Here is a 12,066-nt window from a genome sequence, read left to right on the forward strand (position 1 = left end):
CTTGGCCCCCGCGTCAGGCCGACGGGGTCGCGCAGCCGGAGGTGGAGGTGGGGAGGGGCGCCGGGATGCCCAGGGTGGGGATGCCGAGCATGACGCCCGCCGGCTGGGCCGGGGCGGCGTTGCGCTTCTCCCAGGCGTCGCCCGCGCGGGTCCGCCGCACGGAACGGGTGGGGCCCTCGGCCAGCAGGTGGTGCGGGGCGGCGTAGGTGATGTCCACGGTCACGACGTCGCCGGGGCGGACCTCCTCGTCCGGCTTCGTGAAGTGCACGAGACGGTTGTCGGGGGCGCGGCCGGAGAGCCGGTGCGTGGCGCCGTCCTTGCGGCCCTCGCCTTCCGCGACCATGACGTCCAGCGTGCGGCCGACCTGCTTCTTGTTCTCCTCCCAGGAGATCTCCTCCTGGAGGGCGACCAGGCGCATGTACCGCTCCTGGACGACTTCCTTGGGGATCTGCCCCTCCATCTCCGCGGCTGGGGTGCCGGGGCGCTTGGAGTACTGGAAGGTGAAGGCGTTGGCGAAGCGGGCCTCGCGCACCACGTGCATGGTCTGCTGGAAGTCCTCCTCGGTCTCGCCGGGGAAGCCGACGATGATGTCGGTGGAGATCGCCGCGTGCGGGATGGCGGCCCGGACCTTCTCGATGATCCCGAGGAAGCGCTCCTGCCGGTACGAGCGGCGCATCGCCTTCAGGACCGGGTCGGATCCCGACTGGAGCGGCATGTGCAGCTGCGGCATCACGTTGGGGGTCTCGGCCATCGCCGCGATCACGTCGTCCGTGAAGTCGCGCGGGTGCGGGGAGGTGAAACGGACCCGCTCCAGGCCCTCGATCTGGCCGCACGCCCGCAGCAGCTTCGAGAAGGCCTCGCGGTCGCCCAGGTCGGAGCCGTACGCGTTGACGTTCTGGCCGAGCAGGGTGACCTCGCAGACGCCCTCGGCCACCAGGGCCTCCACCTCCGCGAGGATGTCGCCGGGGCGGCGGTCCTCCTCCTTGCCGCGCAGCGCGGGGACGATGCAGAAGGTGCACGTGTTGTTGCAGCCGACGGAGATCGAGACCCAGGCGGCGTACGCGGACTCGCGGCGGGTCGGCAGCGTCGAGGGGAAGGCCTCCAGCGACTCGGCGATCTCGACCTGCGCCTGCTCCTGGATGCGGGCGCGCTCCAGCAGCACGGGCAGCTTGCCGATGTTGTGCGTACCGAAGACGACGTCGACCCAGGGGGCGCGCTGGACGATCGTGTCCCGGTCCTTCTGCGCGAGGCAGCCGCCGACGGCGATCTGCATGCCGGGGCGCTTGGTCTTCATCGGGGCGAGCCGGCCGAGGTTGCCGTACAGCTTGTTGTCGGCGTTCTCGCGAACGGCGCAGGTGTTGAAGACGACGACGTCGGCGTCACCGTCGGAGCCCTCGGGCGCCCGCGTGTAACCGGCGTCCTCCAGCAGACCGGAGAGCCGCTCGGAGTCGTGCACGTTCATCTGGCACCCGTAGGTGCGCACCTCGTAAGTTCCCTTGACGTCCACTGCCGTGCTCCGGTCGCTGCTGCTGGTCATGGAACAAGGGTAGGCGCTCCCCACGGGCCCTCCGGCCCGCAGGGCGGCGGGGCACCGGTACGCCGTGCGCGGCCGCCGGGCCGTGACAGGACGGCGGGCGGGGTGGCAGGATCGCCGGCGTGCACCTCGTACCGCCCCGCGTGAGCCGGCGTCGCGCCCTGTGGGGCCTGGCGGCGCTGCTTGCCGTCCTCGGGCTGTCGGTGTGGTGGCTGAGGCCCTTCGGGGAGCCGGAACCCAGGGGTGAGCTCACGTTCAGCACGGGGGTGCGCACCGGCGTCTACCACCGCTACGGGGAGCTGCTGGAGCAGGCGCTCGCGACGGACATGCCCGGTGTGAAGGTCCGGCTGGAGCCCAGCGAGGGCTCCCAGCAGAACCTCCAGCGGGTGGCCGACGGGGAGGCCGACTTCACCATCGCGACGGCGGACGCGGTCGCGAAGTACCAGCTCGACGGGAAACCGGGCGCCGGGCGGTTGCGCGGCGTCGCCCGGCTCTACGACGACTACGTGCAGCTGGTGGTGCCCGCCGGATCGCCGGTGCAGTCGGCACGGGACCTCAAGGGCAAGCGGGTCGCGGTCGGCCAGGCCGGGTCCGGGGTGCGGCTGATCTCCGACCGGTTGCTGACCGCGGCCGAGCTGGACCCGGCCAAGGACATCACTCCGGTGTCGATAGGCATCGACACCATGCCGGCCGAGCTGCAGGCCGGGCGGATCGACGCGTTCTTCTGGTCCGGCGGCCTGCCGACCACCGCGGTACGGGAACTGTCCGAGCGGTTCGAGATCCGGCTCGTGCAGCTGGGCGACCTCGTGGAACGGCTCCAGGGCAGCGGCACCCCGTCCCGCTACTACCGGGCGGCGGTGATGCCGCAGGACGCGTACGCGCGCGCCCGCAACACTTCGGCGGTGGCCACGCTGGCCGTGCCGAACCTGCTGGTGACCCGGGACGACAGCAGTCCGGCGCTGACCGAGCGGTTCACCCGGACGGTGATCTCCAGCCGCGACCGGATCGGGCACGAGGTGCACGCCGCCCAGCTGGTGGACCTGCGGACCGCGATCTACACGGATCCGCTGGCCCTGCACGAGGGCGCGGCCCGGTACTACCGCTCGGTCAAGCCGTAGCCGCAGCCGTAGCCGCTGCCGTTCCGGTCAGCAGCATCGTCGCCGCGGCGGCCGCGCCGATCAGGCCCGCGTCGGTACCGAGGCGGGCCGGCACGACCCGGTGGTCCCGGACGAAGGACAGGGTCGCGTACGAAGCCAGGTGGCGCCGGATCGGCTCGAAGAGGGTGTCCCCGGAGGCGGCGACCCCGCCGCCGATCACCGTGATGCCGGTCTCGACCAGCGTGGCGGTGGCCGCGATGGCGGCGGCCAGGGCGCGTCCGGCCCGGTCGAACGCGGCGACGGCGACGGGGTCGCCGGTCCGGGCGGCGGCGGCCACCCCGGCCGCGGTGGCGTCCTGGTCCCCGACGGGGGTCCAGCCCTGGCCGAGGGCCCAGCGGGCGATGGCCGTACCGGAGGCGAGGGATTCGACGCAGCCGCGGCCGCCGCAGACGCACTTCTCGCCGTCGAAGGCGACGCTGATGTGGCCGATGTGACCGGCGTTACCGGTGGGGCCGGGGTGGAGCCGGTTGTTCAGGATCAGGCCGCCGCCGACGCCGGTGGAGACCACCATGCACAGGGCGTCGGCGTGGCCCCGGGCGGCGCCCAGCCAGTGCTCGGCCGCCGCCATGGCCACCCCGTCGCCCGCCAGCACGGCCGGGATCCGGGCACCGTGGGCCGCGAGCTGCGCCGAGACCCGGTCCAGGACGGGGAAACCGCGCCACGCGCCGATGTTGACCGGGCTGACCGTGCCGCGCGAGGTGTCGACCGGGCCGGCGCTGCCGACACCGCAGCGGACCACCGACGGCCACCGGGGGCTCCGCGCGAGGTCGGCGACGACTTCGGCGACCGCGGCCATCACCCCCTCGGCGTCCGTCCCGCGCGGGGTCGGCCGGCGGGTGGTGGCCGTCATCGCGCCGTCGGGGTGCACCAGCGCACCGGCGATCTTCGTCCCGCCGATGTCGATCGCCACGGTGAGGCCGTCGGCCGGGCCGGGCTGCGCGGAGGGGGCGGTGGGGGGAGGGGTCACGGCGGTGCTCCTGGAAGGGGTCGGGGTTCAGTATGCGGCCGGGGCCGGGGCCGTACTGTCGCGGGGTTCCAGCCGCGGCAGTTCGCTCTCCCGGACCCGGGGCGGGCCTCCGGCCAGTACGGCGAGGAGTTCCTCGGCGGCGAGCCGGCCGAAGCCCGCCGTATCCCGGACCAGGGCGGTCAGCCGGGGGTGGGTGACCCGGCAGAGGGCCGAGTCGTCCCAGGCCACGAGGGAGAGCCGGGCGGGGACGGGGATGCCGAGTCCGGCGGCGACGGCGGCGCCCGCCACCGCCATCACGTCGTTGTCGTAGACGAGGGCGGTGGGCGGCTCCGGGTCGGCGAGGACGCGGCGGGTGGCGGCGGCGCCCTCGGCGTCGGAGTAGTCGGTCACCACCGACCGGACGTGGGCGGGGCCGAGCCCGTGCCGTTCGGCCCAGGCGCGCAGCGAGGCCATCCGGCGGGCGGTGTGGGCGAGGCCGGGCAGGCCCGCGACGTGGGTGATCCGGCGGTGCCCGAGCCGGTGGAGGTGGTCCAGCACCTGGGTCATGGCGCCGACGTCGTCCGCCCACACCGTGGACAGGCCGACGGGCGCGCCCTCCCGCCCGTGCGGGCGGTCCGGACCGGCCGAGCCGTCCACGGGGAGCGGCGCCGGCGTGGCGGCCGTGGCCGACGCGGCCAACGCGGCCGAAGCGGCCGTCCCCGCCGGCGCGGCGGCCGTGGTGGCCGTGGCCGACGCGCCGACCAGCACCGCCGGCAGGCCGAGCCCGGTCAGGAGCTCCGGCCGGGGGTCCTGCGTGCGCGGGTCCACGACGATGACCCCGTCCACGCGCCGTTCCGCCCACCAGCGCCGGTAGACCGCGCACTCCGCGTCGATGTCCTCCACCACCTGGAACAGCAGGGCTATCCGCCCGGCCGCCAGCACCTCCTGGATGCCCGAGACGAGTTGGAGGAAGAAGGACTCCACGCCGAGGGTGTGGGCCGGCCGCGCCAGGACCAGCCCCACCACCCCGGCGCGCGCCCCGGACAGGGCCCGGGCCGCGCTGTTGGGCTGCCAGCCGAGCTCTTCGGCGACGCGCCGGATACGGGCCCGGGTCTCCCGGGAGACGCCCGGCCGGCCGTTGAGCGCGAAGGAGACGGCGCTCTCCGACACTCCGGCCCGGCGGGCAATGTCCTTGATGGTGGGTCTGCGGGCCATGGCCGGCTCATCCTCCTGCGGTGGCGCGAACTGCGATGGCCGGACCGTACGCGATCCGGCCCCGCCGGACCGCCTCCCCCGCGGTACGGGGGAACTCCGAGAGGCGAACGTACGGCGCGCCCCGGTGCGGCCTGAAGTACCCGCCGGGGTAAGGCAGTTCGCCACAGGGCGGCGCAGCGCAACTCGGGTAGACCGCATGGGCGCACGGCTGCCACTTCACCGGCTCAAGCGCATGGGCACCGTCACCGACGGGGATGTCACCCCCGCCCCAGACCTACCGCGGGCGGCGCGAACCGCCCTGTTGACTTCCCCCCTGACTCCCGGCAGTTTTCGATGGGTCCGGTGAATTCCTCCGAACTCCGGGACCCTCATGCCCGACGGCTGCCCCTCGCCCCCTCCCGTCCGCTCCCCCCGCTTCGGGGTCAACTACACGCCCGCGCGCGGCTGGTTCCACCACTGGCTGGACTTCGACCTCGACGACGTACGGGCCGACCTCGACTCGATCGCCGCCCTCGGCCTGGACCACCTGCGCGTCTTCCCGCTCTGGCCGGTGTTCCAGCCGAACCGCACGCTGATCCGGCCGCGCGCGGTCGAGCAGCTCGTCGCGCTCGCCGACGCAGCCGCCGAGCGCGGGCTGGACATCGCCGTGGACGGCCTGCAAGGGCACCTGTCGAGCTTCGACTTCCTGCCGGCGTGGACCGGGACCTGGCACCGGCGCAACATCTTCCGTGACCCGGACGTGGTCGCCGCGCAGGAGGAGTACCTGACCACGCTGGCCGCCGCCCTCGCGGACCGGCCCACCTTCCTCGGCATGACGGTCGGCAACGAGATCAACCAGTTCGCCGGCGCCCCGCACCCCGACCCCGACCGCATCGACGCCGCCCAGGCCGCCCGCTGGCTGGAGCGGATGCTGGCCGCCTGTGACAAGGGCGCTCCCGGGCGGTTCCACGTGCACGCCGAGTACGACGCCGCCTGGTACCAGGACGGGCACCCCTTCACCCCGGCCCAGGCGGCCCGGCTGGGTGCGGCGACCGCCGTGCATTCGTGGGTGTTCAACGGCACGGCGCAGCGCCACGGGGCCGCCGGGACGGCGACCGAGCACCACGCCGCGTACCTGATCGAGCTGGCCAAGGCGTGGGCTGCGGACCCGCACCGGCCGGTGTGGCTCCAGGAGGTGGGCGCCCCGGCGCCGCTGATCCCGCCGGAGCGGGCCGCGCGGTTCACCGAGGCCACCGTGGCCAACGCCCTGGACTGCCCCAACGTGTGGGGCGTGACCTGGTGGTGCTCGCACGACGTGTCCCGGGAGCTGGCGGACTTCCCGGAGCTGGAGTACGGCCTCGGCCTGCTGACCAACGACCGCCGGGTCAAGCCCGCCGGAGCCGCGCTGGCCCGGATCGCCGCCCTGTGGCGGGGCCGCGAGCACCGGCCCGCGGCCCGTTCGACCGCGCTCGCCGTCGACGTCGGCGGGGCGGAGGACGCCCCCGCCCGGTCGGTGTGCGCTCCGGGCGGGTCCTTCTTCGAAGCCTGGGCCCTGTTGACGGCCCGCGGGCTGCGTCCGGCGGTGGTCCTGGCGGACCTCGCCCGGGATCCGGCGCACCTGTCCGCGCGCGGCATCACGGAGGTACTCCACGTGCGCGAGGTCACCGGCACCCCCTGAGCCCGCGCCGACGCACCGCCCGCACGACGCACCGGCGCCGCCTGAGCCCGCCCGCACGACGTACCGGCACCGCCTGAGCCCGCCCGCACGACGCACCGGCACCGCACGACCCCGCCCCCGACGCACCGCCCGAGGAGCCCCCGTGCCCGAGTCCGGCAGCAGCGCCGACCCCCGTACCCCCGCCGCCCGGCCCCGGCCGAGCCGACGCGGGCTGCTCGCCGCCGGGGCGGCCTCCGCAGCGGGCGCCCTGCTGGGGGCGCGGACCCCGGCCCGGGCCGCCGCCCCGCCCACGCCGCCCAGCGCGGCGGCCCCGCCCGCGACGCTGGCCCCGTACGCCTCCTACTGGTTCCCGGACTCGCTCCCCCAGGGCGCTCCGGGGCCCGGGATCACCTGGCGCTCCCTCGCGCGGTGGACGCCCGAATCGGACCCCGACCTGGCCCACAACGCCGCGAGCGTTCCCCTCGCGCCGCGGTTCACGCCGGTGCCGACGAATGCGGGGGCCCGGGCCGGGCAGGCCCGTATCGCCGCCCTGGTCTCCTTCGGACCGACCGCCGGGAACCCCTCCCAGGGGTCCGCGACCGCCGACTACTACGCCCTCACCCACTGGGCGTACCTCGACGAGCTGGTGTTCTGGGGCGGCTCCGCCGGCGAGGGCATCGTGCTCGCGCCGAACGCGCCCGTCATCGACGCCGCCCACCGCAACGGGGTCCGGGTCCTGGGCAACGTCTTCCTGCCGCCCGTCGCGTACGGCGGCGACCTCCGGTGGACCCGGGACCTGGTCCGGCGCGACGGCCCGGGCCGGTTCCCGATCGCCCGGAAACTCGTCCAGGTGGCGCGGGCGTACGGCTTCGACGGCTGGTTCGTCAACGCCGAGACCGACGGCGGGGACAGCGCCCTCGCCACCCGGATGCGTGAGTTCCTGCGCGCGCTGCGCGCCGCCGGTGAGCCGCACGGCCTGCGGATCACCTGGTACGACGCCATGAACAGCACGGGCGGCGTCGGCTGGCAGGGCGAACTCGACGCCCTCAACCAGGAGTTCTTCGAGGACCGGGCCGGCCGGGTGGCGGACACGATGTTCGTGGACTTCAGCTGGACCGCGCGCTCCCTGGCCGCTTCCGGGGCGCTCGCGGAGCGACTGGGCCGCAGCCGGTACGAGCTGTGGGCGGCCGTGGACACCGAGTCCCGGGGCTGGGACACGCCGGTCGACTGGGACGCCATCGTGCCGCGCGAGCGCGACCACGTGGTCAGTTACGGCTTCTACCGGCCCGAGTGGACCCTCGGCCACCTCTCCGACCGCTCCCCCGGTGCCTTCCACGCGGCCGACGACCGCTTCTGGACGGGCGGGTCCCTCGATCCGGCCCGCCCCGCGCCCGAAACCGGCTGGCGCGCTCCGGCGACCGTCGTGGCGGACCGCTCGACCGTCGCGGCGCTGCCCTTCGGCTGCGCCTTCAACACCGGGCACGGACTGCGCTGGTACGAGGACGGGGAGGTCACCTCGGACGCGCCGTGGAACCACCTCGGGCTCCAGGACCGGCTCCCGGGCCGCCGCTGGACGGTGGCGACGGCCGGCCGGCGCCCGGCGGTGACCCTGGACTTCGCCGACGCCTGGCGCGGCGGCTCCAGCCTGCTCGTGACGGGCGCGCTCACCGCGCCGGTCGTCATCGGCCTGCACTCCACCCGGCTGCCGCTGACGGCTCCCGCCACCGTGGAACTGGTGCACGCCGCCGAGCCGGGCCCGGTGGAGGTGGAGGTCGGGGTCGCCCTGCGCGAGCCCGCCGCCCCGGGCGGCCCGCTCCCGTACACCTGGCTCACGGCGGAGGCCCGGAGCACCGGGCGGGGCTGGCTCCGCGCCCGGGCGGTGCTCGATCCGCCGCCCGGGACGACCGTGTACGGACTTGCCGTACGGATCACCTCGCGCGGAACCCTGCCGGTGCGCTGGCGGCTCGGGGCCCTGACGGTACGCGACGCCACGCCGCAGCGGCGCCCGGGCGCCCCGGGTGCCCTGAAGGTGGACGCCTCGGCCCAGCGGGACGGCACGGCCGAGCTCCGCCTCTCCTGGCACCGGGCAGCCGGGCCGGTCCGCCATTACGAGCTGCACCGGCGCCTCCCCGACGGCACCCGCCACTTCCTCGGCGGCACCTGCGGCACGGCCCTGTACCTCCCCGCCGTCACCCGCGCCGGCCGGGAGCCGGCCGCCGCGTTCGAGGTCCGGGCCGTCGACGAGCTGTACGCCGGCTCCGCCGCGGCCCGCACCACCCTCGGGTGGGCGTGAACGTCAGGAGGCCTGCGGGGCGGTGCGCGGGACCGTGACCGTCACCCGCAGCCCGTGGGGCGGGTTCGTCTCGTACGCGAGGGATCCGCCGCCCGAGGCCAGCAGCGCCCGGGAGATGGACAGCCCGAGGCCGGAGCCCTTGACGTTCTGGTGGCGTCCGCTGCGCCAGAATCGGTCGCCGACCCGCTGGAGTTCCTCCTCGGTGAGACCGGGTCCGCGGTCGGCGACGACGACGTGGACCGAGCGGTCCCGCGCGGTGACCGAGACCGCGACTTCCTCTCCCGCGGGGGTGAACTTGAGGGCGTTGTCGATGACGGCGTCCAGTGCGCTGGACAGCGCGATGGGATCGGCCCACCCGGTGACCGCGGCCGGGCCGGTCTCGATCAGCCGTACGGCCTTCTCCTCGGCGTAGGGCCGCCAGGCGGTGACCCGCTCGGCGGTGAGGGCGCCGATGTCGGTGAGGGTGAGCTCGGCGGTGGCGTGCTCGGCCAGCGCCAGGTCCAGCAGGTCGTCGAGCACCTGGGTGAGGCGCTTGCCCTCGGTGCGTACGGAGGCGATCTCCGCATTGCCCTCGGGCAGTTCGAGGGCGAGCAGCTCGATCCGCAGGAGCAGCGCGGCGAGCGGGTTGCGCAGCTGGTGGGAGGCGTCGGCGACGAACGCCCGCTGCTGCTCCAGTACGTCTTCGACGTTGTCGGCCATCTCGTTGAACGAGTGGGCCAGGCGTCGGAGTTCCGGCGGCCCGCCGGCGGCGGCGACCCGGGAGTTCATCCGTCCGGTGGCGATGCCGTGGGCGGCGGCGTCCAGGGTCCGGACGGGCTTGAGGACCCAGCTGGTGAGCCGCAGGGCGGCCCCGAAGGCGAGCAGCATGGCGGCGGCGAGGCCGCCCGCGATCAGCAGCCAGCCTTGCAGGATCCGGGCGCGCAGCTGGCCGGTGGGGGATTCGGTGACGACGACGGCGACGACGTCCCCGTCGAGGACGACCGGGGAGGCGACGAGCAGCTTCCCCTGGGTCTGCCAGGGCCACACCTGGCCCGGGTCGTGGCTGCGGCGTCCGGCGAGTGCCTCCTCGAAGGCCCGGCGGCCCTCGCCCGACTCGGGGAGCTGCCACCAGCCGGGGGCGCGGACCATGGCGTTGTCGTCGCGGTAGAAGATGCCGACGCGGATGCCGTACAGCTCCTGGTAGCGGGCCAGTTCGAGTTGGAGGGTCTCGCGGCGCTGGTCGGCCCCGGTGGCGGCGGAGCCCTCGGCGTCGATGACGAACTGGGCGAGGGCGGCGAAGCGGGCGCTGTCGTCGATCCGGTCGACCACCACCCGCTGCTGCTGGCCGGCGGCCAGGCTGACGGCGAGCGGGAAGCCGAGGGCGAGCAGGACGCCCGCCATGAGGACGACGAGCAGGGGAAGCAGGCGGGCGCGCACGACGGGGATCCGCTAGGGGGCGGGCGGGGCGACGAGCCGGTAGCCCACCCCGCGGACGGTCTCGATGAGGGCGGGCATGCGCAGCTTGGAGCGCAGCGAGGCGACGTGGACTTCGAGGGTCCGCCCGGTGCCCTCCCAACTGGTGCGCCACACCTCGCTGATGATCTGCTCGCGCCGGAACACCACACCGGGTCGCTGGGCGAGCAGGGCGAGCAGGTCGAACTCCTTGCGGGTGAGCGCGACGTCCGCGCCGTCCACGGTGACGCGGCGGGTGGGCAGCTCGATGGCGACGGGACCGAGCCGGACCGTCGAGGGGGCGCCGGTCCCGGTTGCGGCGGCCTCCTCGGAGGTGCCGGTGCGGCGGGCGACGGCGTGGATGCGGGCGAGGAGCTCGCCGGTGTCGTACGGCTTGACCACGTAGTCGTCGGCGCCCATGTTCAGGCCGTGGATGCGGGAGCGCACGTCGCCGCGCGCCGTCACCATGATGACGGGCGTGGCGGTGCGCTTGCGGATCTTGCCGCAGACCTCGTAGCCGTCCTGGTCGGGCAGGCCGAGGTCGAGCAGGATCACCCCGTAGGGGGTGGTGGCGGAGGCCGGGGCACCGGCCGGCAGCAGGGCGTGCAGGGCCTCCTCGCCGCTGCGGGCGTGGGTGACCTGGAAGCCGTGCCGGGCGAGGATCGCGGACAGCGCGGCGGCGACGTGGTCGTCGTCCTCGACGAGCAGCAGTCTCACGGGGTCCCCTTCCTCGGTCGGTCGATGGCGCACGGCGTGGCCACCCTGCATCCACGCCGATGCAGACTCCCACGTCAAGAGGGTTCCGGTCGCGCGGGTCTTCCGTTATGCACCCGGTACGCGCAGGAAGGGCGCGGACCGCGGCCGCCCACGGAGCGTATCCGGGCGAGGCCGGATCGTTATGCTCAATTCTCCCTCAGATGTGATGACGGTGTGAGCACCTCGTCACTACTGTCCTCCCAACCGACGGAGGACGGAGCAAGAAGCCGATGAGCGGAGTATCAGTGACCAAGGACGTTCAGGACGCGGCGGGGGCCGCGGACGGCCTGGTCGTACTGAGCAACGTCAACAAGCACTTCGGCGCGCTGCACGTGCTTCAGAACATCGATCTGAGCATTGCCCGCGGTGAGGTCGTCGTGGTGATCGGTCCCTCGGGATCGGGCAAGTCCACGCTGTGCCGGACCATCAACCGGCTGGAGACGATCGACTCGGGGACCATCACGGTCGACGGCAAGGAACTGCCCTCCGAGGGCAGGGAATTGGCGCGACTGCGGGCCGATGTCGGCATGGTCTTCCAGTCCTTCAACCTGTTCGCGCACAAGACGGTGCTGCAGAACGTGATGCTGGGCCAGCTCAAGGTCCGCAAGGCGGACCGGGCGGCGGCGCTGGAGAAGGCGAAGTCGCTGCTCGACCGGGTGGGGGTCGGCTCGCAAGCGGACAAGTACCCGGCGCAGCTCTCCGGCGGCCAGCAGCAGCGCGTGGCGATCGCCCGGGCGCTGGCGATGGACCCGAAGGTGATGCTCTTCGACGAGCCGACTTCGGCGCTCGACCCGGAGATGATCAACGAGGTGCTGGAGGTCATGCAGCAGCTCGCCCGCGAGGGGATGACGATGGTGGTCGTCACCCACGAGATGGGCTTCGCCCGCTCCGCGGCCAACCGGGTCGTCTTCATGGCCGACGGGAAGATCGTCGAAGAGGCGACGCCGGAGCAGTTCTTCGCGAACCCGCGCAGCGACCGCGCCAAGGACTTCCTGTCGAAGATCCTGCACCACTGACGGTCCCGCTCTGGTAGTGATCCGGTGTCAGAACACCGCAACGACCGGGCGCGTCGGCAGATCACGTCACACATCACAACCC

The 12,066-nt window shown here is 74.2% G+C and carries 9 protein-coding genes; 4 read left to right on the forward strand and 5 right to left on the reverse strand.

What is annotated here, in order from left to right; all coding sequences use genetic code 11:
• Positions 1–13 precede the first annotated feature (13 nt).
• A complete protein-coding gene (gene miaB / locus ACZ4M3_RS24470) occupies positions 14–1,537 on the reverse strand; it encodes a tRNA (N6-isopentenyl adenosine(37)-C2)-methylthiotransferase MiaB (protein ID WP_467735957.1) in 1,524 nt (507 codons plus the stop codon).
• Between the two features lie 119 nt (positions 1,538–1,656).
• Between miaB and ACZ4M3_RS24475 the strand changes: the two genes are divergently transcribed.
• On the forward strand, positions 1,657–2,652 hold the full coding sequence (locus ACZ4M3_RS24475; RefSeq protein WP_467735959.1) for a TAXI family TRAP transporter solute-binding subunit: 996 nt from the start codon (positions 1,657–1,659) through the stop codon (positions 2,650–2,652).
• Here the strand turns inward: ACZ4M3_RS24475 and ACZ4M3_RS24480 are convergent.
• Complete coding sequence (locus ACZ4M3_RS24480) at positions 2,642–3,658, reverse strand: ROK family protein (protein WP_467735961.1); 1,017 nt, start codon at positions 3,656–3,658, stop codon at positions 2,642–2,644. The two genes, ACZ4M3_RS24475 and ACZ4M3_RS24480, sit on opposite strands and share 11 nt — an antisense overlap.
• A 27-nt stretch (positions 3,659–3,685) precedes the next feature.
• A complete protein-coding gene (locus tag ACZ4M3_RS24485; protein WP_467735963.1) occupies positions 3,686–4,852 on the reverse strand; it encodes a LacI family DNA-binding transcriptional regulator in 1,167 nt (388 codons plus the stop codon).
• A 370-nt stretch (positions 4,853–5,222) separates the two neighbouring features.
• Between ACZ4M3_RS24485 and ACZ4M3_RS24490 the strand changes: the two genes are divergently transcribed.
• On the forward strand, positions 5,223–6,509 hold the full coding sequence (locus ACZ4M3_RS24490) for a glycoside hydrolase 5 family protein (protein WP_467735965.1): 1,287 nt from the start codon (positions 5,223–5,225) through the stop codon (positions 6,507–6,509).
• A 142-nt stretch (positions 6,510–6,651) separates the two neighbouring features.
• Positions 6,652–8,781 carry an endo-beta-N-acetylglucosaminidase gene (locus ACZ4M3_RS24495; RefSeq protein WP_467735967.1) on the forward strand — a complete coding sequence of 710 codons (2,130 nt, stop codon included), beginning with the start codon at positions 6,652–6,654 and terminating at the stop codon, positions 8,779–8,781.
• 3 nt (positions 8,782–8,784) lie between these two features.
• Here the strand turns inward: ACZ4M3_RS24495 and ACZ4M3_RS24500 are convergent, their stop codons facing one another.
• Together ACZ4M3_RS24500 and ACZ4M3_RS24505 are read right to left on the reverse strand one after the other, a co-directional pair.
• Positions 8,785–10,197: a sensor histidine kinase gene (locus ACZ4M3_RS24500; RefSeq protein ID WP_467735969.1), complete on the reverse strand. Its 1,413-nt coding sequence runs from the start codon at positions 10,195–10,197 to the stop codon at positions 8,785–8,787.
• A gap of 12 nt (positions 10,198–10,209) precedes the next feature.
• Positions 10,210–10,929, reverse strand: a complete 720-nt coding sequence (locus ACZ4M3_RS24505) for a response regulator transcription factor (RefSeq protein WP_467735971.1) — start codon at positions 10,927–10,929, stop codon at positions 10,210–10,212.
• A 269-nt stretch (positions 10,930–11,198) separates the two neighbouring features.
• Between ACZ4M3_RS24505 and ACZ4M3_RS24510 the strand changes: the two genes are divergently transcribed.
• Positions 11,199–11,984 (forward strand): amino acid ABC transporter ATP-binding protein, encoded by a 786-nt coding sequence (locus ACZ4M3_RS24510; RefSeq protein WP_467735973.1) that lies wholly within the window; start codon positions 11,199–11,201, stop codon positions 11,982–11,984.
• Positions 11,985–12,066 lie beyond the last annotated feature (82 nt).

It is taken from the genome of Streptomyces sp. NPDC026522, assembly GCF_055567555.1.